Annotated in this window: 24 protein-coding genes; 16 read left to right on the top strand and 8 right to left on the bottom strand. The window is 72.3% G+C overall.

Translation table 11 applies throughout. From position 1 onward, the window contains the following. Window positions 1-50 precede the first annotated feature (50 nt). On the top strand, window positions 51-872 hold the full coding sequence (locus QMG39_RS13510; protein WP_281885845.1) for a carbon-nitrogen hydrolase family protein: 822 nt from the start codon (window positions 51-53) through the stop codon (window positions 870-872). A gap of 10 nt (window positions 873-882) precedes the next feature. Here the strand turns inward: QMG39_RS13510 and QMG39_RS13515 are convergent, their stop codons facing one another. Continuing rightward, on the bottom strand, window positions 883-2,100 hold the full coding sequence (locus tag QMG39_RS13515; RefSeq protein WP_281885846.1) for an aminotransferase class I/II-fold pyridoxal phosphate-dependent enzyme: 1,218 nt from the start codon (window positions 2,098-2,100) through the stop codon (window positions 883-885). A 446-nt stretch (window positions 2,101-2,546) separates the two neighbouring features. On the opposite strand from QMG39_RS13515, the gene QMG39_RS13520 reads away from it, so the two are divergent. The 7 genes from QMG39_RS13520 to QMG39_RS13550 all read left to right on the top strand — a co-directional run bounded on the left by QMG39_RS13520 (window position 2,547) and on the right by QMG39_RS13550 (window position 10,051). Further along, window positions 2,547-3,110, top strand: a complete 564-nt coding sequence (locus QMG39_RS13520; RefSeq protein ID WP_281885847.1) for a hypothetical protein — start codon at window positions 2,547-2,549, stop codon at window positions 3,108-3,110. 248 nt (window positions 3,111-3,358) lie between these two features. Continuing rightward, entirely contained in the window at window positions 3,359-3,919 is a 561-nt protein-coding gene (locus QMG39_RS13525; RefSeq protein WP_281885848.1) for a hypothetical protein, read from the top strand. Between the two features lie 118 nt (window positions 3,920-4,037). Further along, window positions 4,038-5,783 carry a S1C family serine protease gene (locus tag QMG39_RS13530; protein ID WP_281885850.1) on the top strand — a complete coding sequence of 582 codons (1,746 nt, stop codon included), beginning with the start codon at window positions 4,038-4,040 and terminating at the stop codon, window positions 5,781-5,783. Between the two features lie 159 nt (window positions 5,784-5,942). After that, a complete protein-coding gene (locus QMG39_RS13535) occupies window positions 5,943-6,998 on the top strand; it encodes a glycosyltransferase family 2 protein (RefSeq protein WP_281885852.1) in 1,056 nt (351 codons plus the stop codon). A gap of 3 nt (window positions 6,999-7,001) precedes the next feature. Then, on the top strand, window positions 7,002-7,814 hold the full coding sequence (locus tag QMG39_RS13540) for a CDP-alcohol phosphatidyltransferase family protein (RefSeq protein WP_281885854.1): 813 nt from the start codon (window positions 7,002-7,004) through the stop codon (window positions 7,812-7,814). 35 nt (window positions 7,815-7,849) lie between these two features. After that, window positions 7,850-8,695 carry a glycosyltransferase family 2 protein gene (locus QMG39_RS13545; protein WP_373878354.1) on the top strand — a complete coding sequence of 282 codons (846 nt, stop codon included), beginning with the start codon at window positions 7,850-7,852 and terminating at the stop codon, window positions 8,693-8,695. Window positions 8,696-8,767: 72 nt separating this feature from the next. Beyond that, a complete protein-coding gene (locus QMG39_RS13550; RefSeq protein WP_281885858.1) occupies window positions 8,768-10,051 on the top strand; it encodes a CDP-glycerol glycerophosphotransferase family protein in 1,284 nt (427 codons plus the stop codon). Window positions 10,052-10,084: 33 nt separating this feature from the next. Here the strand turns inward: QMG39_RS13550 and QMG39_RS13555 are convergent, their stop codons facing one another. From QMG39_RS13555 to QMG39_RS13570, 4 genes are all read right to left on the bottom strand, one after another. Beyond that, a complete protein-coding gene (locus tag QMG39_RS13555; protein ID WP_281885860.1) occupies window positions 10,085-10,603 on the bottom strand; it encodes a hypothetical protein in 519 nt (172 codons plus the stop codon). A gap of 82 nt (window positions 10,604-10,685) precedes the next feature. Continuing rightward, window positions 10,686-11,705 (bottom strand): hypothetical protein, encoded by a 1,020-nt coding sequence (locus QMG39_RS13560; protein WP_281885862.1) that lies wholly within the window; start codon window positions 11,703-11,705, stop codon window positions 10,686-10,688. A 75-nt stretch (window positions 11,706-11,780) separates the two neighbouring features. Beyond that, complete coding sequence (locus QMG39_RS13565) at window positions 11,781-12,551, bottom strand: ABC transporter ATP-binding protein (protein ID WP_281885863.1); 771 nt, start codon at window positions 12,549-12,551, stop codon at window positions 11,781-11,783. Then, entirely contained in the window at window positions 12,551-13,360 is an 810-nt protein-coding gene (locus QMG39_RS13570; protein ID WP_373878331.1) for an ABC transporter permease, read from the bottom strand. Before QMG39_RS13570 ends, QMG39_RS13565 begins: the two co-directional genes overlap by 1 nt. Before the next feature lie 123 nt (window positions 13,361-13,483). Here QMG39_RS13570 and QMG39_RS13575 point away from each other — a divergent pair, with 123 nt between their 5' ends. After that, a complete protein-coding gene (locus QMG39_RS13575; protein WP_281885867.1) occupies window positions 13,484-14,035 on the top strand; it encodes an ECF transporter S component in 552 nt (183 codons plus the stop codon). A gap of 73 nt (window positions 14,036-14,108) precedes the next feature. Here the strand turns inward: QMG39_RS13575 and QMG39_RS13580 are convergent, their stop codons facing one another. Beyond that, window positions 14,109-14,801 (bottom strand): phosphocholine cytidylyltransferase family protein, encoded by a 693-nt coding sequence (locus tag QMG39_RS13580; protein WP_281885869.1) that lies wholly within the window; start codon window positions 14,799-14,801, stop codon window positions 14,109-14,111. 288 nt (window positions 14,802-15,089) lie between these two features. Here QMG39_RS13580 and QMG39_RS13585 point away from each other — a divergent pair, with 288 nt between their 5' ends. From QMG39_RS13585 to QMG39_RS13595, 3 genes are read left to right on the top strand one after another with little or no spacing between them, the layout of a single operon-like run. Beyond that, entirely contained in the window at window positions 15,090-16,562 is a 1,473-nt protein-coding gene (locus QMG39_RS13585) for an ABC transporter ATP-binding protein (protein ID WP_281885871.1), read from the top strand. Beyond that, window positions 16,538-18,112, top strand: coding sequence for a hypothetical protein (locus tag QMG39_RS13590; protein ID WP_281885873.1), 1,575 nt, complete (start codon window positions 16,538-16,540; stop codon window positions 18,110-18,112). Before QMG39_RS13585 ends, QMG39_RS13590 begins: the two co-directional genes overlap by 25 nt. A gap of 10 nt (window positions 18,113-18,122) precedes the next feature. Beyond that, the gene (locus tag QMG39_RS13595; protein ID WP_281885875.1) at window positions 18,123-18,410 is read left to right on the top strand and encodes a DUF3039 domain-containing protein; all 288 of its coding nucleotides are present in this window, start codon (window positions 18,123-18,125) and stop codon (window positions 18,408-18,410) included. Between the two features lie 30 nt (window positions 18,411-18,440). On the opposite strand, the gene QMG39_RS13600 is transcribed toward QMG39_RS13595, so the two are convergent. Beyond that, a complete protein-coding gene (locus QMG39_RS13600) occupies window positions 18,441-19,793 on the bottom strand; it encodes a nicotinate phosphoribosyltransferase (protein WP_281885877.1) in 1,353 nt (450 codons plus the stop codon). A gap of 43 nt (window positions 19,794-19,836) precedes the next feature. Further along, window positions 19,837-20,709 (bottom strand): EamA family transporter, encoded by an 873-nt coding sequence (locus tag QMG39_RS13605; RefSeq protein ID WP_281885879.1) that lies wholly within the window; start codon window positions 20,707-20,709, stop codon window positions 19,837-19,839. Window positions 20,710-20,777: 68 nt separating this feature from the next. Here QMG39_RS13605 and QMG39_RS13610 point away from each other — a divergent pair, with 68 nt between their 5' ends. The 4 genes from QMG39_RS13610 to rdgB are packed head-to-tail and all read left to right on the top strand — an operon-like array spanning window position 20,778 to window position 23,885. Beyond that, window positions 20,778-21,641 (top strand): LysR family transcriptional regulator, encoded by an 864-nt coding sequence (locus QMG39_RS13610; RefSeq protein ID WP_281885881.1) that lies wholly within the window; start codon window positions 20,778-20,780, stop codon window positions 21,639-21,641. A gap of 16 nt (window positions 21,642-21,657) precedes the next feature. Beyond that, window positions 21,658-22,476, top strand: coding sequence for a glutamate racemase (gene murI / locus QMG39_RS13615; protein WP_281885883.1), 819 nt, complete (start codon window positions 21,658-21,660; stop codon window positions 22,474-22,476). Between the two features lie 33 nt (window positions 22,477-22,509). Next, on the top strand, window positions 22,510-23,262 hold the full coding sequence (gene rph / locus QMG39_RS13620; protein WP_281885886.1) for a ribonuclease PH: 753 nt from the start codon (window positions 22,510-22,512) through the stop codon (window positions 23,260-23,262). 14 nt (window positions 23,263-23,276) lie between these two features. Then, window positions 23,277-23,885: an RdgB/HAM1 family non-canonical purine NTP pyrophosphatase gene (rdgB, locus tag QMG39_RS13625; protein ID WP_281885888.1), complete on the top strand. Its 609-nt coding sequence runs from the start codon at window positions 23,277-23,279 to the stop codon at window positions 23,883-23,885. Window positions 23,886-23,898 lie beyond the last annotated feature (13 nt).

The following is a 23,898-nucleotide window of genomic DNA, read 5'->3' on the forward strand; positions in this document are numbered from 1 at the left end:
GGTCGATGCGCGGCCCCGCCGCATCCGCTCGCCCTCGATAGTCTGGGCGAATGACGGATGCCGCAGCCGACGCCGACGCCATCGGAGTCGCGGTCGCGCAGTTCGCGCCCGGCGACGACCCCGAGGCGAACCTCGCCGAGATCGTGCGCCTGGCGACGCTCGCCGCCTCGCGCGGTGCGAAGCTCGTCGTCTTCCCCGAGTACTCGAGCTACTTCACGCCGCAGCAGGGGCAGGACTGGGTGGATGCCGCGCAGCCCTCGGACGGCCCGTTCGTCACCGCGCTCGCGGCGCTCGCCGACGAACTCGACGTGCACCTCGTGGCGGGCTTCCTCGAGCGCGCGTACGAGGCGCACGCCCACAACACCGTGGTCGCGGTGGCGCCCGGCTCGGGCGTCGTGGCCGCGTACCGCAAGCTGCACCTGTACGACGCGTTCGGGCAGCGGGAGTCCGACTGGATCGCCCCGGGCGAGGTCGACGACCCGGAGGTGTTCGCGCTCGGGGGCATCCGCTTCGGCCTGCAGACCTGCTACGACGCGCGGTTCCCCGAGGTGACGCGGCGCATCGTCGACGCGGGCGCCGACGTCGTCTGCATGCCCGCCGAGTGGGTGCGCGGGCCGCTCAAGGAGCACCACTGGCGCACGCTCACGACCGCGCGGGCGCTCGAGAACACCGCGTACGTGCTCGCGGCCGACCACGCGCCGCCGGTCGGCGCGGGCAACAGCATGGTCGTCGACCCCATGGGCGTCGAGATCGCGACGATCGGCGAGGCGACCGACGTGGCCGTGGCGTGGATCTCGGCGGCGCGCATCGCGGCCGTGCGTCGCCTGAACCCGGCGCTGGCGCTGCGGCGGTTCGCGGTCGTGCCGCGCTGAGCCTGCGGGTCTAGTACGCGCCGAGCCGGGCGAGGCGAGCGGATGCCTCCTCCAGCACGTCCACCCGCTTGCAGTACGCGAACCGCACCAGGCTGCGATACGGCTCGCGCCGATCGGGGTGCACCAACGCCGTCATCGGCACCGCGACGACGCCCGCGAGTTCGGGCAGGCGCCGGCAGAACGCCTCGCCGTCGGGATGGCCGACCGCGGCGGCGTCGGCGACGACGAAATAGCCCGTGTCGGGCACCGAGAGCTCGAAGCCCGCGTGGCGGAGGCCGGTGACGAGCAGGTCGCGCTTGCTGCGGAGCGTGTCGGCGAGCAGGGCGAACCGGTCGTCGGGCAGGCTGAGCCCGGTGGCGATCGCCGGCTGGAACGGCGCGCCGTTGACGTAGGTGAGGAACTGCTTGACCGCGAGCACCTGCTCGATGAGCCTGGCGGGACCGGTCGCCCAGCCGATCTTCCAGCCGGTGGTGCTGAACGTCTTGCCGCCGGACGAGATGGAGACGGTGCGGTCGAAGGCGCCGGCGAGGGATGACACGGGCACGTGCGCGGCGCCGAAGGCGAGGTGCTCGTACACCTCGTCGGTCACGATGATCGCGTCGTGGCGGGCCGCGAGCTCGACCACGAGCTCGAGCGTCGTGCGGTCGAACACCGCGCCCGTGGGGTTGTGCGGCGAGTTGACGATGATGACGCGCGTGCGATCGGTCACGGCGGCGCGCAGCTCGTCGGTGTCGGGCCGGAAGTCGGGGAAACGCAGCGGCACCGTGCGGTGGATGCCGCCCGCGCGGGCCGTGAGTGCGCCATAGGCGTCGTAGAACGGCTCGAACGTGACGACCTCGTCGCCCGTGTCGACCAGCGCGAGCAGCGTCGCGGCGAGCGCCTCGGTCGCGCCCGCGGTCACGAGCACTTCGCGCTCGGGGTCCAGCTCGATGCCGTACCAGTGCCGCTGGTGCGCGGCGATCGCCTCGCGCAGCACCGGCATGCCGATGCCCGGCGGGTACTGGTTCACCCCGTCGGCGATGGCCTGGCGCGCGGCCTCGAGCACCTCGGCCGGGCCGTCCTCGTCGGGGAAGCCCTGCCCCAGGTTGATCGCCCCCGTGCGCGCCGCGAGCGCGCTCATCTCGGCGAAGATCGTGGCGGCGACCGAGCCGTCGTCGGCCAGCAGCCCGGCGCCCGCCGCGGTGCGCTGCCAGGGCTCCAGCCGCCCTGCCGGAGTGAAATCGCTCACGCCCCTCACGCTACACACCCGCGCTGCGCCCGTTTCGCCGCCCGCGCGTGCCCGGAGTCCGCCCTCCCGCACGCACCGAGTACGCAAACTGCGGAAACCACTCACTCATTCGCGCCACTTGCGTACTCCGTCGCCGCGCCCGCGCGCACCGAGTACGCGAATGGCGGGAATCCGCCGCGCGTTTCCGCACGCTGCGTACTCGGTCGCGCCCCTGGGCTGCTGCTGGTGCGCAAGTGGTGGCCACCCGCGCGCCCCGCCCCGGTTCGCGCACCCGCAGCGGTGCCCAACGCGCGTCGATGGTGCACGAACTGCGGTGTCGGGTCGCCATGGCCACAGTCTGCGCACCAGCAGGGCAACGGATGCCGGTGAGTCGGCGCTCGCGCCCCGTCGGCCTCGGCTGTGGAAACGCCGTTTCGCCGCACGCCGGATGTCCTACGGTGTGCTGCATGCCCGCGCCGCGCACCCGCCTCCTCGCGGTGCTCGCCGTCGCCGCCGCGACCGCCCTCGTGGGCTGCGCCCCCGCCGATGCGTCCCCTCCGCCGGCGTCGGCGACGCCCACCGTCGAGCCGGTCTTCGCCTCCGACGAGGAGGCCCTCGCTGCTGCGATCGCCGCCTACGAGGCCTACCTAGCACTTTCGCAAGTGATCGAAGAGGAAGGCGGACATGCCCCCGATCGCATCAGAGATGTTGTAACGCCGACCTACGCAGACGAGTTGATCCTCGAATTCGAGGAACTCGCGTCGCGCTCGATCAGCATCGTCGGAAGTTCTAGAATCGCGAGCGCGCACATCGCACAGTGGAGTGTGGGTGCCGAGGACGTCGTGGTCGACGCATACATGTGTGTTGATGGCTCGGATACTCGGATCCTTGACTCTGCCGGTGACGACATCACTCCTGCCAGCCGCGAGACGAGGGTGCCTCTGCTCGTCCACTTCATCGGACCGGCCGTACAGGACAGAGGGCTGTTGGTTGATTCGAGCGAGCTATGGCGCGGCGACGATTTCTGCTGATTGGTGCTCTGGCTCTTGTTGTTGCCAGCGCAGTCGTGCCGGAGAACGCGTTCGCCTGTTCCCGTGTAGCGATCAGCACGGGGGCATGTGTCGACTCATCAACAGAGGCCACTCCGGGTGCTGTCGATCTCTTCGCATGGCTTGATCTGACCCAATCGGACCAACCATCTGCGCCCGTTGATCTACCTGCGCCAACAGACCCCGAATCCGACTCCGACCCCGAACCGGGGCGCCCGTGGGACATCATCGTGCAGGGGCTGAACGTCGTGCCGCCGCCGTGCTGGCCGGAGCCGGAGTGCCCGCCGGGCGTGGACATCCCGGGCTACGTCGTGACGCTCGCGGACATCGCGTCGTTCCGGCCCGTCGAACCCGAGAACGGCATGGAACCCGATGGCTGGGCCATCGCCGGGCTGCCGGCGAACTTCGTGGCAGGGGCATCCGTGCACCCGGTGGCCGGCACGCTGCTCGGCCTGCCCGCCGACGTGCGCTTCACCCCGGTCGGCTATCGCTGGGAGCACAGCGACGGCAGCAGTATCAACGACCCGGAGGGCGGCGCCACCTGGGACGCGCTCGGCCAGCGCGAGTTCACGCCGACGTCGACCTCCCACGTCTACACGACCAGAGGCATGCACGCAGTCACGATGGTCGTGACGTACACGGCCGAGTACCGGTTCGCGGGCACCGGCTGGGTGCCGATCGCCGGTACGCTCGACATCGGATCGGCACCGCTCGACGTGCTGGTCGGCGCCGCCGACACGGTGCTGGTGGGGGCCGACTGCGTCGCCGATCCGGGCGGTCCGGGCTGCTGAGCGCCCGCACGACCCGAACCTGAGTGCAGTCCCCGCAGAGGGATAGACGGTTCACAGACTCCGCCGACCGAACGCACAGCTTGCGCGTTCAGTCTGGTCTCGCTTGGAAGGAGCAGACATGACCGACACGAACGGCACCGCCCCCGAGGATCCTCGCGCCGAGGACCAGGACTCCGAGAAGACCCCGACGACGGATGCCGCGGGCGAGACGGCCCGCGAGACCGCACCGCCCGCCCCGCCGGCGGCCGCCGCGCAGCCCGCTGAGCCCGCCGCCGCCGCTGAGCCCGCCGCCGCGGCTGAGCCCGCCGCCGCGGCTGAGCCCGCCGCCGCGGCTGAGCCCGCCGCCCCCGCGCAGCCCGCCGCGGCGACCTCCCCGCAGGCGACGACCCCGCAGCCCACCACCCCGCAACCGGCCACCCCGAACGCGACCGTCTACACGCCCGGCCAGGCGCCCCGCCCCTACGGCGCGCAGCCCGCGGCAGGCGCCTCGCAGCCCGCGCCGGGCGCGGTGCCGCCCGCATTCGGCGGCACGAACGCCGGCGACGGCAGCACCGGCGCCGGCCCCGGCGACACCGCCACCAACCCGACCGCGGTGCTCACCGACGCGCCCGAGACCCGCCAGCCCAAGGAGCGCTCCGGCCGCAGCACGCTCGGCGTGGCCGCCGCGGCGCTCGTGATCGGCGCCCTGATCGGCGGCGCGTCCGGCGCCGGCATCACCGCGCTCGTCTCGGCGAACCAGACCACGAGCATCCCCGCCGCCGAGGCCGAGGGTGCGCAGAACGTCGTCGTGAACGACACCTCCGACGTGAACGCCATCACGGCGGTCGCGGCGATCGCCTCGCCGAGCGTGGTGACCATCTCGGTGAGCGGCGGCTCGTCGGCCGGCACCGGCTCGGGCGTGATCCTGAGCGAGGACGGCTACATCCTCACCAACACGCACGTGGTGACCCTCGACGGCGCCATCGGCGACCCGACGATCGAGGTGAAGACCGACGACGGGCGCCTGTACACGGCGACCCTGATCGGCACCGACCCGCTCTCCGACCTCGCAGTCATCAAGCTCGACGACGCGAGCGGCCTCACGCCCATGGAGTTCGCCGACTCCGACTCGCTGAACGTCGGTGACGCGGCGATCGCCATCGGTGCCCCGCTCGGCCTCTCGGGCACGGTGACCAACGGCATCGTGTCGGCGCTGAACCGCAGCATCGACGTCGCCTCCTCGGCCGCCCCCGAGACCCCCGACGACAGCAGCGGGTCCGACGACGGCGACAGCGACTCGGGCAGCAGCGACAGCCCGTTCGACTTCTGGAACTTCGAGGACCAGGTGCCGGGCCAGGGCCAGAGCTCCTCGTCGTCGACCATCTCGCTGCCGGTGATCCAGACGGATGCCGCGATCAACCCGGGCAACTCGGGCGGCGCGCTCCTGAACAGCGACGGCCAGCTGATCGGCATCAACGTGGCGATCCTGAGCACCGGCTCGAGCTCGTCGGAGGCCGGCAACATCGGCGTCGGCTTCGCGGTGCCGTCGAACCTCGCGCAGCGCATCGCGAACGAGCTGATCGAGGACGGCACTGCCAGCCACGGCCTGCTCGGTGCGACGGTCAGCGCCGCATCCGCCGCAGAGGGCGCCGACACGGTGGGCGCGCTGATCCAGGAGGTGACGTCGGGCGGCGGCGCCGACCAGGCGGGCCTGCAGGCCGGCGACATCGTCACCAACTTCAACGGGGTGCCGATCACCGACCAGACCGACCTCACCGCGCAGGTGCGCGCCCTCCCGGGCGGCGCGCAGGTCGACCTGACCTATGTGCGCGACGGCCAGGCCACCACGGTCACCGTCACCCTGAGCGAGCTGCCCACCGAGTAGCCCGCCCGCTCCTTCCGCGAGGGGCCGTCGGATGCCGCGCCACAGCGCATCCGGCGGCCCTTCGTCGTGCCCGGCGACGCCCATGACGCCGCCCCGTCGCGGCGCGGCCGCGCCGCTCCCTGCTGGTAGCATCGATCGACCCGAGCACGAGTGAGGACGATGGCCGACGACCACCCCGACGCGACGGTGTCGTCGCACTCCGGCGTCTCGTACGTCATGCCGGTCCTCAACGACGTGGCGCACGTGCGCGCCGCTGTGGAGTCGATCCTCGCGCAGGACCACGACGGCCCGTTCGACGTGACCATCGCGCTCGGCCCGTCGATCGATGGCACGACCGAGCTCGTCGAGGACCTCGCGCGGCGCGACGAGCGCGTGCGCGTCATCGAGAACGAGGTCGGCTCGACCCCCGCCGGACTGAACCTCGCGATCGGGGCCTCCGGGTACCCGGTCGTGGTGCGCGTCGACGCGCACTCCGCGCTCCCCGCCGACTACGCCCGCATCGCGGTCGAGACGCTCGCGCGCACGGGCGCCGACAACGTCGGCGGCATCATGGACGCGCAGGGCGAGACGCCGTTCGAGCGCGCCGTCGCCCGCGCGTACGGCACGAAGGTCGGCCTCGGCGGCACCCCGCACCACGTCGGCGGCCCGGAGGGCGCTGCCGACACCGTGTACCTCGGCGTGTTCCGCCGCGAGGCGATCGAGGCGGTCGGCCTCTTCGACGAGGACATCAAGCGCGGCCAGGACTGGGAGCTGAACAAGCGCCTCCGCGAGGCCGGCGGCACGGTCTGGTTCACGCCCGAGCTGAAGGTCACCTACCGCCCGCGCGGGTCGGTCTCGAGGCTCGCCAGGCAGATGCTCTCGACGGGCCTCTGGCGCGGGGAGCTCGCGCGCCGGTTCCCGTCGGCCAACGGCATCCGCTACTTCCTCCCGCCGCTGCTGGTGCTGGGTCTCGCGCTCGGTACCCTGCTCGGCATCGCGGGGCTGGTGCAGGCCGCGCTCGGCGCGACGCCGTGGCTGCTCGTCGGCTTCCTCGCGCCGGTGTTGTACGCCCTCATCGTCGTGGCCGCGACACTCGCGTACGGTCGCGGCGACGGTGCCGCCACCGCGGCCCGGTTCCTCGTAGTGTTGCCGTGCATACACGTCTGCTGGGGGATCGGGTTCGTGCTCGGGTACGGGTCGCTCACGCGCAACATCTCCGCACACACGGGAAGGTGACGGATGCCTGAAGCCATCCACGATCGCGGGCGACCGTCGAGCATCGCGGAGCTCCGCGCCGTGGCGCAGCCGCCCGAGGTGCGCGGGCGTCGCAACGCCGAGCACTGGACCGCGTCGCTGTACCTGCGCAACCTCTCGCCGTACGTCACCTGGGTGCTGCTGAAGACCTCGATCTCGGCCAACGGCGTGACGGGCCTCATGATCCTCATCGGCTGGTCCACGGCGGCGGCGCTGCTCATCCCGGGCATCTGGGGGCCGCTGCTCGCGGTCGTGCTCGGGCAGCTGCAGATGCTCGTCGACTGCTGCGACGGCGAGGTCGCCCGCTGGCGCGGCACCTCGAGTCCCGCGGGCGTGTTCCTCGACAAGGTCGGGCACTACTCGACCGAGGCGCTCATTCCGCTCGCGCTCGGCATCCGCGCGGCCGCGTACCCGCTCGAGTTCCCCGCGGACTTCCTCTGGACCACGCTCGCCGCGCTGCTCGCGCTCATCATCGTGCTGAACAAGGCGCTCAACGACATGGTGCACGTGGCGCGCGCCAACGCCGGCCTGCCGAAGCTCGCCGACGCCGCGGGGGAGACGGCCCCGCGCGGCGGGCTCATCCTCGCGCTGCGCCGCGCGGCCCGGTTCGTGCCGTTCCACCGCCTGTACCACTCGGTGGAGCTGACGCTCATCATCTTCGCCGCGGCGGTCGTGGGCCTGTTCGTCGGCGAGCCGCTGGTCGACCGGGTCGTGCTGATCGCGCTCGTGCCGCTCTCGCTGCTCGCGCTCGTCGGCCACTTCGTGGCGATCCTCGCGTCGCGCCGGGTGCGCGCGTGACCGAGGCCCCGCGCGTCGGGGCCGTGGTGCTCACCATGGGCACCCGGCCGGACGACCTGGCCCGGGGCATCCGCAGCCTGCTCGACCAGCAGGGCGTGGAGGTCGACGTCGTCTGCGTCGGCAACGGGTGGGACCCGGCGACGGCCGAGCCCGCGCTGCCGGCGACGGTGAAGACCCTGCACCTGCCCGAGAACCTCGGCATCCCGGCCGGCCGCAACCGCGGCGTGCCCGAGGTCGCGGGGGAGTACCTCTTCTTCCTCGACGACGACGCGTTCCTGCCGAGCCCGACGTTCCTCGCCGACGCGATCGCGCTCGTGCGCAGCGACCCGGGCATCGGGCTCGTGCAGCCCCGCGTGGTCGACCCGGCGGGCGTCGCCTCGCCCCGCCGCTGGACACCGCGCATCCGCAAGGGCGACCCGGCCCGCGCGAGCAACGTGTTCTCGTGCTGGGAGGGCGCCGTGCTGCTGCCGCGCGACGTGTTCGACGCCACCGGCGGCTGGGCCGACCCGTTCTTCTACGCGCACGAGGGCATCGAGCTCGCGTGGCGGGTGTGGGACACCGGGCACCGCGCCTGGTACGCGGGCGACCTCGAGGCGGGGCATCCGGTCATCGAGCCCACCCGGCACGCCTACTACTACCGACTCAACGCCCGCAATCGCGTCTGGCTCGCCCGCCGCAACCTGCCCGCGCTGCTGGTGCCGCTGTACGTCGGCTCGTGGACGGCGATCCAGGTGCTGCGCTGGGCGCGCAACCCCAAGGCCCTCCGCGCGTGGTTCGGCGGCTGGCGCGAGGGGTGGCGCGCCGACCCCGGCGAGCGGCGCCCGATGCGCTGGAGGACCGTGTGGCGGATGACGCTGGCCGGCCGCCCACCCGTCGTCTAACGATTCGCTACCGACGCCCGCACGGGCACCGCTCTCGGCGAGCTGTGACCTGCCGCCGGGTAGCCTTGGGCGGTGAGAATCGGACGTGACGTGCGGCTCGCCGCGAAGGTGGCGCGCGACCTGTGGGCTGCGCGCCGCGGGCAGACGGCGGTGCGCAAGAAGCTCGTCGAGACCCCGCCGCTCGAGCCGCAGCAGTACGTCATCGGCGTCTACTTCGCCGACGGCGACGTCAACCTGTACCAGCTGCGCCAGTGGTACAAGCCGCTCGCCGAGCTCGCGAAGACCTGGCCGGTCGTGATCCTGAGCCGCAACGCCACGGCGGCGACCCGGCTGCTCGAGGAGTCGCCCGTGCCGGTCGCGTACGTGCGCACCGTCGTCGACCTCGAGAAGCTCATCCACGACCAGCCGATCCGCGTCGTGTTCTACGTGAACCAGAACACCCGCAACTTCCAGATGATGCGTTACGGGCGCCGCTGGCACGTGTTCATCAACCACGGCGAGTCCGACAAGATGTACATGACGACGAACCAGTTCAAGGCGTACGACTACGCGCTCATCGCCGGCGATGCGGCGCGCGCCCGCCTCGACAAGGTGCTCTGGGACTTCGACTTCGACAAGCGGGCCATCCCGATCGGGCGCCCGCAGGCCGATCACTACTCGGGCGAGCTGCCGTACACGCCCGACGACCGCGAGGTGGTGCTCTACGCCCCCACCTGGGAGGGCGACCGGGCCGCGGCCGCGTACGGCTCGATCGCCTCGCACGGCGTGACCCTCGTGCGCGCGCTGCTCGCCACGGGCCGCCACCGCGTGATCTACCGCCCGCACCCGCGCTCGGGGGTCGTCGACCACGCCTACGGCGCCGCGAACACCGAGATCGTGCGCATGATCGAGGAGGCGAACCAGGCGGATGCCTCTGCGCAGCACGTGCACGACACGGGCGCCGAGCTCGGCTGGCAGCTCGCCGCCGCCGACATGGCGATCGTCGACATCTCCGCGATGGTCTACGACCGGCTCGCTGCGGGAAAGCCGCTCATGGTCACCCGTCCGCTGAACCCCGACGCCGAGGTCGACACCGGCGGCTACCTCGCCGCGTGCGAGTGGCTCACCGCGGCCGACGCGGCGAACGTCGTCGAGCGCATCGACCAGGTCGAGCACGACGACGACTCGCTCGCGCGCCTCGCGTACTGGGTCGAGCGCTACTTCGGCGACACGACGCCGGGTGCGACGACCGCGCGCTTCCACGCCGCCGTGCAGCACCTCATGGACGAGTGGGAGCGGTACGCGAAGATCCACGAGGGCGACCCCGAGATCGACGAGCACGACTCCGAGGCCGAGGAGCTCGGCACCGAGCTCTAGCGTCTCCTCGCACGAGCGGGCCCCGACGATCGGTCAGAGGTGCATGGGGCTGGGGCGCCAACCGCCGAGGAATCGGGCGGCGACCTCGCGAGTCCGTACCACGAGCTGGTCGCGAACATACGTGTCCGCACTCGCGGGGACGAGTCGCCTCGTGACGACGAACGGGCCCATGACCGGGAGGCCCAGATGCTTCTCTCCCTCAGCCGTGAGTCGGCTGCCCGGCGTGACCAAGGTCAGGTCGGGGTTGCTGGCGATCTCGACGTTCGCGGTGAGCACGGCCCGGTCCAGGGACTCTTGACCCAGATCCGCGAACACCCAGCCGTCGACCGGTGGGTGATAGTGGTGCAGGTCGCGGCTGAATACGCCGCGTACCTCGGTTCGCCGGAAGGCGTAGACCGGGACTGTCGGGACACCATGCGTTCTGGCGAATTCCACGAACCCGCGAAGTGTCTCCATCGCGTGCGCGTGTCGCTCTTCGCTCTCGCGACGGCTCTTCGCCTCGCGCTCTGCGTGCATCGCCGCGAGCGCGGCGACATCCTCCTCGAACCCCATCGCACGAACGTTACTGGCCCCGGGTACGGCGGGCAATCGCCCGATCTCAACTGCCCGATCTCAACTGATCGGCTGCTCGGGTCTACTCGACGGGTGACGAGGCCTCGGCGATGTCGTCACCGGCCTCGCGGCGACGCCGGCCGGGCACGATGCGTCCGGCGGAGCGCGCCGCGCGCGTCACGCCGCCCGCCGCGGCGGATCCGATGCGGCGCAGGCGCCCGCCCGATGCATCCGTCACTTGGGCCTCGCGGATCGTCGGCTCGATGACCGAGGGCACGAGCGCGGGCGGCGGGCCGAACGCGAGCCGCGACTGCTGCAGCACGCGGCGGCCCAGCACGTGGTTGCCGGCGCCGCCGATCACGGCGCCGATGCCGAACGGGATCGCCTTGCCGATGACGCTCGCACCGCCGCGCGCCGCGAACTGCTTGATGAAGGTGTGGCGCAGCCGGTCGACGACGGTCGACATGACCGCCTTCGGCAGGCTGTTCGTGATGAGCTCGCCCCAGTAGGCGTTGCGGTCGACGCCGGAGCCGGTCGCCTGGCCGGCGAACTGGCGGATCAGGTCGCTGCCCTCGCGGCCGAGCATGAGCGTCATGACGAGGGCCCGGGCCCGGTCGGGGTTGTCGACCGCGATGCCGTGCACCTCGGCGACGGACTGCGCGAACAGCGCGGTCGCCTCGAGGAAGCCGGCCGTCTCGACGCCCGACAGCGCGAGCGTCACCGGCGTGGAGATCGCGGGGATGACCGCAGTCGCGCCGACGGCGGCACCTCCGGTCGTGATCGCGGCGAGGTAGCGGCGCTCGAGGATCCGCACGAGCTGGTCGGGGCTCGCGTGCGGCGAACGGCGACGGATGCCCCGCAGGTGCGCCAGCACGATCGGGCGCTGCACCGCCAGCACGCGGTCGATGGTGCGCAGCAGCATGGGCGACGGCTCGTCGGCCGCGTCGCGGGGCGGCTCCTCGTGCGTGCCCCCGGCATCGCCCGGATCGTCGTGCCCTGCGGGACGGAACGTCGCCGACTGCGTGGGCTCGTGGGGCTGCGGATGCGGCAGGCTCGGCGCATCCGACCCCATCGTGGTGATCCTGTACACGGGCTCGGCCATCGGCGCCATCCTACGTCGGCCCCGTCGCGATGCCGAGGGGGTTGCGCCACCCGGGCGCGGCGGCCCGGGCGCGGGCTACCGCTTGCCGGAGTCGGCGTTGTAGCGCTCGAGCACCGCGTCGATCGGGCCGTCGAGCACGAGCGCGCCCTTGTCGAGGTACAGGCCGCGCACGCAGAACCGGCGCAGGTCGCGCTCGTTGTGCGAGACGAAGAACAGGGTGCGGCCGCCGGCGAGCATCTCCTCGATGCGGCGGTAGCACTTCTCTCGGAACGCCTTGTCGCCGACCGCGAGCACCTCGTCGACGAGGATCACCGGCTCTTCGAGCTGCGAGATGACCGAGAACGCGACGCGCACCTTCATGCCGCTCGAGAGGTGCTTGTAGGGGGTGTCGAGGAAGTCGCCGATCTCGGCGAAGTCGACGATGCCGTCGAAGCGCTCCTCGATGAGGTCGCGGCGCATGCCGTGCAGGCCGGCGGTCAGCATGATGTTGTCGCGCACGGTGAGGTCGTCGACGAAGCCGCCGGTGATCTCGATCAGCGGTGCGACGCCGCCGTCGACGGTGACCGCGCCCTCGTCGGGCAGCATGACGCCGGCGACCAGCTTCAGCAGCGTCGACTTGCCCTGGCCGTTGCGGCCGACCACGCCGATCGCCTCACCGGGCCGCACCTCGACCGTGACGTTGCGCAGCGCCCAGAACTCGTCTGGGCGCGAGCGGCGGGAACGGCCGGCCAGCAGGTCCTTGAACGAGCGGCGGCCGCGGCGGTTGCGGCGGAACCGGATGCCGACGTCGTCGACGCGGATCGCTCCGCCGTGGCCGGCGGGCGCCTGGGTCGTGGCATCCGTCATCAGATCTCCTTCAGCACGGCGCGCTCGGTGCGGCGGAACACCCAGATGCCGATGGCGAGGAAGCCGAGCGACATCGCGGCCGAGACGGCGACCGCGAACCAGTCGAGCTCAGACGGGAAGAACCCCGCGCGGTAGAGCCCGAAGATGCCGGTGAGCGGATTGAACGCGGCCCACGGCTGGAGCGACTCGGGCAGGTTGGACGTGCCGTAGACGATCGGCGACGCGTAGAAGAGGAAGCGCAGCACGAGCTTCACCGCGCGCTCGAAGTCGCGGAAGAACACCACGAGCGGCGCCACGATGAGCCCGAGGCCCACCACCAGCGTCGCCTGGAGCAGGATCGCGAGCGGGAACAGCAGCAGCTCCCAGTGCGCCTCGGCGCCGAAGGCGATCGCGAAGAACGCCAGCACCGGGATCGCGAGGAGGAACTCGATGCCCTTCGACAGCGCGATGCGGGTCACCCAGACCGTGCGCGGCAGCTTGGTCGAGCGCACGAGCTTGGCGTCCTTCAGGAATGCGCGAGTGGAGTCGGACACCGACCCGGTGAACCACATCCACGGCAGCAGCGCGGCGAGCAGGAAGACGATGTACGGCTCGGTGCCGACCAGGCGCTGGAAGACGACGGTGAAGACGAACCAGTAGATCGCCGCCATCACGAGCGGGTCGAGGATCGACCAGAGGTACCCCAGCGCCGACGTGGAGTAGCGCACCTTGAGGTCGCGCGTGGTCAGCAGCCACAGTGCGTGGCGGTAGCGTGACCAGGGAGTCCGCGCATACGGGTGCGCCTCGGCGTAGCTGGTCACGACACTCATCGTAGAGGTCGGCGCGGCCTCGTCCGGCCGCGACGGTCCGCGGGCCGCCGTGGCGGCGCCCGATGCGGGCTTCCGCGCCCCGCGGCGGTAGGTTGAGAGCAACGAGAACGTGGAGGCCATTCGGTGGATCGGGTCAGTACGCGGGTCATCCTGAGCTGCGCGGCGATCGGCGTGGGCGGCGGCCTCTTCGCCGCGGGCGCCGGCTACCTCGCCGGGCTGATCGCGGTCATCGCGCCGGTGCTCTACGGCGTCACGATCGGCACCCACTTCCTGCCGAGCGCCGTCGGGCTCGCCCTGCTGCGCCGGCCCGGCACCGCGGTGCTCACCGGGCTGATCGCCGGCCTCGTGGCATCCGCCTTCGCCCCGCAGTGGCTGCTGCGCTACCTCGGCACCGGCCTGCTCGTCGGTGTGCTGCTCGAGCTGCCGTTCCTCCTCACGCGCTACCGGAAGTGGTCGGCGTGGCTCTACTACCTCGCCGCGGGCGGCTCAGGCGTGGTGCTGGGGGTCGCCGTCTTCGTCGCGCTGGGCGCGGAGTACTACGCGCCGGCAGTCTGGGCGGTGGCGCTGCCGCTGTACGTGCTGAGTCCCGTGGTGTTCACCTGGCTGGGCCGGCTCATCGCCGCCGCGCTCGAGCGCGCGGGCGTCGCGCGGTCGTCCCGACAGCGCACCGGCTGATCGCGCCCGGCGCAGCGCCGGGAATGCGGAACGCCGGCGCCCCGAGGGACGCCGGCGTTCACGAGTCGCGAGGTCACACGAAGTGGTTCGCGCGCTCCAGGTCTTCCGCGAAGTCGATCTCGACCGCATACAGGTCGGAGATGTCGAGCGGCTCGACGAGCACGGCGTCGTGGGCGATCGCCAGCTCGAGGCCGCGCTCAAAGTAGTCCTGGTCGTCGACCTGCTGCAGACGTCGCACCAGCGCCGCCTTGTCGTGCGCGGCGATGTAGTTGATGCCGACCGCCTCGCCGAGGCCGCCCCGCACCTGCTTCGAGAGCTGCTCGATGTAGCCCTCGGCGCCGGTCGTGTACTTGACCTCCTCGTCGGAGACCTTCGAGGTGTTGACCGTCACGAACGACTGCTCGCGCGCGATGAGGCCGACGGCCCGGTCGAGCACGCGCGGGTCGTAGACGACGTCGCCGTTCATCCAGAGCACGCCGCCCGACTGCGAGGCGCGCAGCGCGCGCAGCAGGCTCTTCGACGTGTTCGTCTGGTCGTACTCCTCGTTGTAGACGAACGAGGCCTCGGGGAACGACTCGATGATGTGCTCGAGCTTGTAGCCGACGACGATCGTCACGCCCGCGGCGTTGCCGAAGGCGTGGTGGATGTTGTCGAACTGCTGCTGCATGATGGTGCGGCCGTCGCTCAACGGGGTCAGCGGCTTCGGGAGGGTCCGACCGAGTCGGCTGCCCATCCCCGCCGCGAGGATCACGATCTGGGTGCTCACTGCATCTCCTTGCTGTGGTGGCGGATGCAGCGGGGGAGACGATCGACGATCCTGCTCAGCCTCGTGTCGAGTCGTTTCCCTGCCGTTCATCCGGAAGTTCACATCTGGACACACCGTTATGCCGGGGTCAGAATACCCGAACCACCTGAACCGTGCCGTGGGGTTGACACTCCGTGCTCAGATTGTGACACGCTTCGTGTACCGTGGCCCGGAAGCGCCGCGACTGAGCTTCGGGGGGAATGCATGGCACACGCGCGCGAGTCTCGGGTGGCTTGCTAGGTTGGGATGGTGACACCCGTGCCGCCGTTCCGGGATGACGGAGAACGCACCGACGGGCCCGACGAGGGCGCGTCGGCCGCTGGCGCTGGCCGTAATGGGTCGAAGCGCTCGTCCGCGTCGCGCTCCGCGTCGGGCCAGGCCGCCGGCGCGCGCGGCGAGGCGGCGCGTCGCACCACCGCCGACAAGTCGCGCACGCGCTCGCAGGCCGCGGCCGACGCCAAGTCCTCGCGCAGCGGAACCACCACCGCCATCGCCGAGCGCCGGCGCCAGGCGAAGGTCGCCGCCGCCACGGTCGTCGGCGGCTCGCGCACCGAACCCGACCCCATGGGCGGCGAGGCCCCGGTGGAGGAGCTCGCGGTCGAGGAGATCGAGGACCAGACGATGACGGATGCCGCCGAGCGCACGCTCCCGCCCGAGGAGGCCGTGCTGCTCGTCGACGAGGACGACGACGCCGACCTCGAGCCCGAAGCGGACGCCGCACCCGAGGCGGAGGACGAGCTCGAGGACGAGGACCCCGAGGGCTCGATCGAGACGGCCGAGACCGGCGTCGACGCCCCGGGCGTCGACGAGCTCGAGTCGGAGTTCGCCGTCGACTTCGCGATCGCGCCCGAGGCGGAGCCCGAGCCCGCGCCCGTGCGGCGCACGAAGTCGCAGCGCCGCATGCGCCGGTTCCAGCGCGGCACGCGCATCCGCCCCGCACGCCCCGGGCCCGGCCCGGACGCCCCGGTCGTGCTCTCGCTCTCGGGGCTCGGCAAGCGCTACGGGTCGACCGTCGCCGTGCAGGACGTCAGCCTCGACGTGCGCGCCGGCTCCTTCTACGGCATCGTCGGCCCCAACGGCGCCGGCAAGACGACCACCCTGTCGATCATCTCGGGGCTGCTGCGGCCCGACGCGGGCACGGTGAAGGTGCACGGCATCGACGTGTGGAAGGACCCGCGCCGTGCCAAGCAGGCGCTCGGCGTGCTGCCCGACCGGCTGCGCGTGTTCGACCGGCTCACCGGCAGCCAGCTCCTCTACTACGCGGGCGTGCTGCGCGGCATGAACCCCAAGACGGTGCGCCAGCGCTCCGCCGACCTGGCGGCGGCGTTCGGCATCGAGGAGGCACTCGACCGCCTCGTCGCCGACTACAGCGCCGGCATGACCAAGAAGGTCGCGCTCGCGGCATCCATGATCCACTCGCCGCGCGTGCTGGTGCTCGACGAGCCGTTCGAGTCGGTCGACCCGGTGTCGACGGCGAACATCAGCGACATCCTGCAGCGGTTCGCCGACCGCGGCGGCACGGTGATCATCTCGAGCCACGGCATGGACCTCATCGAGCGGGCCTGCGACAGCGTGGCCGTCATCGTCGGCGGCAAGGTGCTCGCCGAGGGCACCATGGACGAGGTGCGCGACGGGCGCACGCTCGAGGACCGTTTCGTCGACCTCGCGGGTGGGCGCAAGGCCGCGGAGGGGCTCGAGTGGTTGCACAGCTCGTCCGACTGAAGCTGCTGCTGCTGGCGAACATGTTCCGCCGCTCGGCCTGGCAGGTCGTCGGCATCACGCTGGGCATCGCCTACGGCATCGGCGTCTCGCTGCTGATCACCACGATCCTCGCGGGGCTGCGGCTCGCGCCCGACACGGGCCTCATCCGCGACGTGCTCGTCGTGGCCGGGTCGGTGATCGTCGCGGGCTTCATCATCGTGCCGCTCATCCTCGGCGTCGACGACAGCATGGACCCGCGCCGCTTCGCGCTGCTCGGCATGCCCGACCGCACCCTCGCCGCCGGGCTGGCGGTCGCGGCCATGGTCGGCATCCCGACGGTCGTGCTCGGCATCGGGCTCGTGGGCACCGTCATCACCTGGAGCCGCGGGTTCTGGGTCACCCTGCTGGCGATCATCTCCGCGGCCATCGCGTTCGCCACCTGCGTGCTGCTCGCGCGCGTGGCGACGTCGATCGGCGCGTTCGCGCTGTCGACCCGCCGCTCGCGCGAGGCGCTCGGCGTGCTCGGCATCGTGCTCGCGGTGCTCTCGGCGCCCGCCCTGCTGTCGCTGCTCACCATCGACTGGGCGCGTTCGGGCCTGCGCGTGCTCGAGCAGCTCGCCGCCGTGCTCGGCTGGACCCCGCTCGGCGCGGTCTGGGCGGTCCCCGGCGACGCCGCGTCGGGCCAGGTCTGGTTCGCGCTGCTGAAGCTGCTGATCGCCGGCGGCACGGTCGTCGGGCTCTGGTACGCGTGGGAGTGGCTCGTCGCGCGCATGCTGGTCACGCCGGGTCGCGAGGCATCCGCCCGCTCCTACCGGGGGCTCGGCTGGTTCGACGTGCTGCTGGGCACGCCGACCTCGGTCGTCGCGGCGCGCACGCTCACCTACATCTTCCGCGACGCCAGGTACTGGGCGTCGTACCTGATCCTGCCGGTCGCACCCGTGCTCGTCGTCGTGCCGCTCGGCATCGCCGGCGTCGATCCGTCGCTGCTCGCGCTCATCCCGGTGCCGATGGTGTCGCTGTTCCTCGCCTGGACGGTGCACAACGACACCGCCCTGGACTCGACCGCGGTCTGGATGCACGTCACCTCGGGCGTCCGCGGCACGGCCGACCGCATCGGCCGGCTCCTGCCGGTGTTCCTGGTCGGAGTCGTCGTGATCGCGATCGGCGCGCCGATCAGTGCCATGTTCTACGGCGACCTCGCGATCCTCCCGGCGATCGTCGGGGTGAGCGGATGCCTCCTCGGCAGCGCGCTCGGCATCGGCAGCATCGTCTCGGCCCGGTTCCCGTACCCCGCCGTGAAGCCCGGCGACAGCCCGTTCCAGGCGCCCCAGTCGTCGTCGAGCATCGCCGCGTTCGTGCAGGCCATCACGATGCTCGCGTCGGTGGTGTTCGCGCTGCCGGCGATCCTGTTCATGCTGCGGGGAATGTCGGGCCTCGACATCTGGTTCGAGTCCGCGCTGTGGGCGGGCCTCCTCATCGGCTCGGCCGTGCTCGTCGCGGGCGTGCTGATCGGGGGCGCGGTGTTCAGCCGTCGTGGACCGGAGATCCTCGCGGCCGCCCAGCGGGCGTAGAATCGCGGTCATGGTCCACGACGTCCGCGCCAGCATCGCCGACCCCGACAGCTCCGGCGGCAGCACGTCCGTGCTCGACCGCGAGCTCGAGAAGCTCCTCGAGGAGGAGGCGATCGAGCCGGGCGACCACGAACGGTTCTCGCACTACGTCAAGAAGGACAAGATCCTCGAGTCGGCCATCACCGGCAAGCCGGTCAAGGCGCTCTGCGGCAAGAAGTGGACGCCGGGTCGCGACCCGGAGAAGTTCCCGGTCTGCCCGACCTGCAAGGAGATCTACGAGAAGATGAAGTCCGAGTAGCGACTTCCCTCCTCGTCGCCGGCGCCGCGCTCAGCGGTACGTCGTCGGGATCGCGGCCTCGCCCGCGCCCAGCCGGAACGCCTCGATCGGCAGCTCCTGCATCGCCGCCGCGCGCTGCTCCCGCGCGAGTCGTGTGCCGTCGGGCCCGAGCCAGCGCTCGTCGGGCACGCCCGCCCGCATGAGCGGCACGACCAGGTCGCGCTCGGTCTGCGACCGGCCCGCGGCCTCCGTCGCCTCGGCGGCATCCGCCCCTGACTCACCCGGCGCGGCCTCGCCCGCGTCGACGATCACGACCTCCTCGCGCGCGGTGCGGGTCCCGTCGAGGCGGCGGACCGCGTGCTTGCGCCCGCCGACGCTCACCTTCTGCGCGCTCGACTTCGCCACGTCGACCCACGCGCCGGCGTCGTCGCGGCGGGCGACGAGCTTGTAGACCATGCCGGCGGCCGGATGCCCCGAGCCGGTCGCGACCCGGGTACCGACGCCGAACGCGTCGACCGGCGACCCCGAGAGCGCGGCGATGAGGAACTCGTCGAGGTCGCTCGTGACGGTGATCCTCGTGTCGACGGCACCGAGCTCGTCGAGCTGGCGGCGCACGTCGGCGACGACCGTCGGGAGGTCGCCCGAGTCGATGCGCACCGCGCCCAATCCGGTGCCGGCCACCTCGATAGCGGTCGCGACGCCCCGCTCGATGTCGTAGGTGTCGACGAGCAGCGTGGTGTCCGGGCCCATGGCCTCGACCTGGGCGCGGAACGCGTCGGCCTCGCTGTCGTGCAGCAGCGTGAACGCGTGCGCGGCGGTGCCCATGGTCGGCACGCCCCAGGTGCGGCCGGCCTCGAGGTTGCTCGTCGCGTCGAAGCCCGCGATGTACGCGGCGCGCGCGGCGGCGATGGCCGAGCGCTCGTTGGTGCGGCGCGAGCCCATCTCGGCGAGCGGACGACCGAGCGCGACCGACGACATGCGCGCGGCGGCGCTCGCCACGGCCGAGTCGTAGTTCAGCACGCTCAGGATGAGCGTCTCGAGCACGACGGCCTCGGCGAACGAGCCCTGCACCGTCACGAGCGGCGAGCCGGGGAAGTACGCCTCGCCTTCGCGGTAGCCCCAGATGTCGCCCGAGAAGCGGTAGTCGGCGAGCCAGTCGAGGGTGGCGGGGCGCACGACCTCGTTGGCGCGCAGCCACTCGAGCTCGGGGTCGTCGAAGCGGTACTCGGTGATGAGCTGCAGCATCCGCCCGGTGCCCGCGACGACGCCGTAGCGGCGGCCCTCGGGCAGCCGGCGGGCGAAGGCCTCGAAGACGCTCTCGCGTTCGGCCGTGCCCGACTGCAGAGCGGCGTCGACCATCGTGAGCTCGTAGCGGTCGGTGAGGAGCGCGGCGGATCCGGTCACGAGTGCGAGCCTAGCGCCGTGCCCGGCGGGCCCGAGCAGCGGGCTACGCGCTCGCGGCGGCCTCGGCGGGGCCCGCGCCGCGGGCGGGGCGCCCGACCGCGACGACGTTGCCGACCGAGATGAGCGCGAGCCCGGTGAGCTGCCAGGCGCTGAGCGCCTGCCCGAGCACCACGAAGCCCGCGAGCGCCGCGGCCGCGGGCTGCACGCTCTGGAGCACGCCGAAGATGTTGCGGGGCAGCACGCGCAGCACGTTGAGGTCGATCGAGTACGGCAGCGCCGACGAGAGGATGCCCGCGGCCAGGCCGATCAGCAGCACGTGCCCGAGCACGCGCGGATCGAGTCCGGCGAGGGCGAAGACGAGCAGGGGAGCGGTGAGCACGGCCGCGACGAGGCTCGCGACTGCGGTGCCCTGCACGCCCGGCAGGCGCGCGCCGACGCGCTGGTTCAGCACGATGTACGCCGCCCACGCGCCGGCGGCGAGCAGGCCGAGCGCGACGCCGGTGAGGTCGATGCCCGGCACGGTGCCGGTGAGCAGCACGACGCCGGTGCCCGCGAGCGCGGCGGCGCCGAGATCCAAGCGCCGCCGCGAGCCGACGAGCGCGAGCGTCAGCGGGCCGAGGAACTCGAGCGTGACGGCGAGGCCCAGGCCGAGGCGCTCGACCGCGCCGTAGAGGGCCCAGTTCATGACGACGAGCGCGAGGCCGAGCAGCACGGCGGGCCGGATCGCCCGGAACGTCAGCCGCCGCGGGTTCGGTCGCGCGATCGCCAGCAGCGCGGTGGCGGCCACGGCCTGTCGCAGCGCGACCACGCCCGCGGGCCCGATGAGCGGGAAGACGGTCGCCCCGAGGGCGGCGCCGACCTGCACCGAGCACGCCCCGCCGACGGATGCGGCGGCCGCGACACGTTCCTGGTTCATGTCGCTCACGCTAGGTCGCATTGTCGCGTCCCGGAAATGCAATCGACGCCGATTGATACGCTCAACGCATGGACGTGGAACTGCGCCACCTGCGCGCGCTCATCGCGGTCGACGAGGAGCGCTCGTTCACCGATGCGGCGGACGAGCTCGGGCTCTCGCAGGCGGCGGTCTCGCGCACCGTGGCGGCCCTCGAGCACGAGCTCGGCGTGCCGCTGCTGCACCGCACGACGAGGCGGGTCGAGCCGACCGACGCCGGTGAGGCGTTCCTGGTGGTGGCCCGGCGGATCGTGGGCGAGCTCGACCGCGCGGTCGCCGGGCTCCGGGGCGAGGCCACGACGATCCGCGTCGGGTACGCGTGGGCGGCGCTCGGCGCGCACACCACGCCCGTGCTGCGCGAGTGGAACCGCGCGCACGCCGACGCCAGGCTGCGCCTCGTGCGGGTGAGCCGCGCCGAGCTCGCGCTCGCCGAGGGGCGCATCGACCTCGCGGTCGTGCGCGGGCCGCTCGAGCGCCGCGACCTCCGGTCGGAGGTCGTCGGCACCGAGCGCCGGGTGGTTGCGCTGCCGGTCGACCACGCGCTGGCCTTCCGGGCATCCGTCACGCTCGCCGACCTCACCGCCGAGACGCTCGCGATCGACCCGCACAACGGCACGACCCGGCGCTCGCTCTGGACCGATGCGGGCCTCGTCGCGCCGACCACCGTCGAGACGGACGACGTCGAGTCGTGGCTCGACCTCATCGCCGCGGGCGAGGCGGTCGGCGTGACCGCCGAGGCGACCGCCGAGCACTACCCGCGGCCGGGCGTCGCGTTCGTGCCCATCTCCGACGCGCCCACGCTCGACGTGCGGCTCGCCTGGCTGCGCGCGCACCCGCACGACGCCGCCGGCCGGCTCGCCCGCGCCGTCCGGGCGGCATACGGGGCTCCCGGCTGATCTAGGCTTGGAGACCGTGACGGACGCGCCGATCGGGATCTTCGACTCAGGAGTCGGCGGGCTCACCGTGGCCCGCGCGGTCAAGGACCAGCTCCCGAACGAGTCGATCCTCTACATCGGCGACCTCGAGCACTCGCCCTACGGGCCCAAGCGCATCGCCGACGTGCGCGAGTATGCGCTCGCCGTGCTCGACGACCTCGTCGCGCAGGGCGTCAAGATGCTCGTGATCGCCTGCAACACCGCATCCGCCGCCATGCTGCGCGACGCGCGCGAGCGCTACGAGGTGCCGGTCGTCGAGGTGATCCAGCCCGCCGTGCGGCGCGCGGTCGCCGCCACTCGCTCGGGTCGCGTCGGCGTCATCGGTACCGCGGGCACCGTGAACTCCCGCGCCTACGAGGACGCGTTCGCCGCCGCCCCGCACCTCGACCTGCGCACGCGCGCCTGCCCGCGGTTCGTCGAGTTCGTCGAGGCGGGCGTGACGACCGGGCCCGAGCTGCTCGCGGTCGCCGAGGAGTACCTGGCTCCGCTGCGCGAGGCATCCGTCGATACCCTCGTGCTCGGCTGCACCCACTACCCGTTCCTCAAGGGCGCGATCCAGTACGTGATGGGCGACCAGGTCACGCTCGTCTCCAGCGACGTCGAGACCGCGAACGACGTGTACCGCGTGCTCGTCTCGACGGGGCTCGAACGCACCGCCGGCGCGCCGCCGACCTACCGCTACGAGGCCACCGGCCGCAGCGAGGAGGAGTTCCTCGGGCTCGCGCACCGGCTCATGGGCCCCGAGATCCAGCACGTCGACCTGGTGCACACCGGCACCATCCCGATCCAGCGCTGACCGCGCAGCATCCGCTCCACCGAAGGGAACACCATGACCGACCAGCCCGACCTCCTGAGGGCCGACGGCCGCACGCCCGCGGACCTGCGCGACGTGACGATCGAGCGCGGCTGGAGCGAGCACGCCGAGGGCTCGGCGCTCATCTCGTTCGGCCGCACCAAGGTGCTCTGCACCGCCTCGTTCACCAACGGCGTGCCGCGCTGGCTCACCGGCAAGGGCAAGGGCTGGGTCACCGCCGAGTACGCGATGCTGCCGCGCTCGACGAACTCGCGCAACGACCGCGAGGCGGTCAAGGGCAAGATCGGCGGGCGCACGCACGAGATCTCGCGCCTGATCGGCCGGAGCCTCCGCTCGGTCGTCGACATGAAGGCGCTCGGCGAGAACACGGTCGTGCTCGACTGCGACGTGCTGCAGGCCGACGGCGGCACGCGCACCGCGGCCATCACCGGCGCGTACGTGGCGCTCGCCGACGCGCTCGAGTGGGGTCGCGAGCACCAGTTCATCGGCAAGAAGGCCGTGCCGCTCACCGACTCGGTGTCGGCGATCTCGGTCGGCATCATCGACGGCACGCCCATGCTCGACCTCGCCTATGTCGAGGACGTGCGCGCCGAGACCGACATGAACGTCGTCGCGACGGGCGCGGGCGCGTTCGTCGAGGTGCAGGGCACCGCCGAGGGCGCGCCGTTCGACCGCGCCGAGCTCGACGCCCTGCTCGACCTGGCGCTCGCCGGCACGCGCGAGCTCACCGAGATCCAGCGCGCGGTGCTCGCCGCGGCGCAGGCCTAGCTTCGAGGCCGACGATGGAGATCGTGCTCGCGACGCACAACGCGCACAAGGTCGAGGAGTTCCAGCGCATCATCGGCGAGCGGATGCCCGGCGTCACCGTGCTGGGCTACGACGGGCCGGAGCCCGTGGAGGACGGCACGAGCTTCGCCGAGAACGCGTTCATCAAGGCGCGCACGGCCGCCGTGCACACCGGGCGCATCGCGCTCGCCGACGACTCGGGCATCGCGGTCGACGTGATGGGCGGGTCGCCCGGCATCTTCTCGGCGCGCTGGGCCGGGCCGGATGCGGGTGCGCTCGCGAACCTCGACCTGCTGCTCGCGCAGCTCGCCGACCTGACCGACCCGGCGAAGCGGCGGGCGGCGTTCCACTGCACGATCGCGCTGGTCGTGCCGCCGTCGGCGGGCCAGGCCGAGGAGTTCGCCGCGGTCGGCGTGTGGCCGGGGCGGCTCGCGACCGAGGCATCCGGCGCCCACGGCTTCGGCTACGACCCCATCTTCGTGCCCGACGGCCACGACGTGACCGCCGCCGAGCTGACGCCTGCGCAGAAGAACGCCGAGAGCCACCGGGCGCGCGCCTTCGCCGCGCTGCTGCCCGAGCTGGAGCGGGTGGCCGCCTCCCGCTAGCCGCGGCACCCAG

The sequence above is a fragment of the Agromyces rhizosphaerae genome, assembly GCF_027925245.1.
Taxonomy (GTDB): domain Bacteria; phylum Actinomycetota; class Actinomycetes; order Actinomycetales; family Microbacteriaceae; genus Agromyces; species Agromyces rhizosphaerae.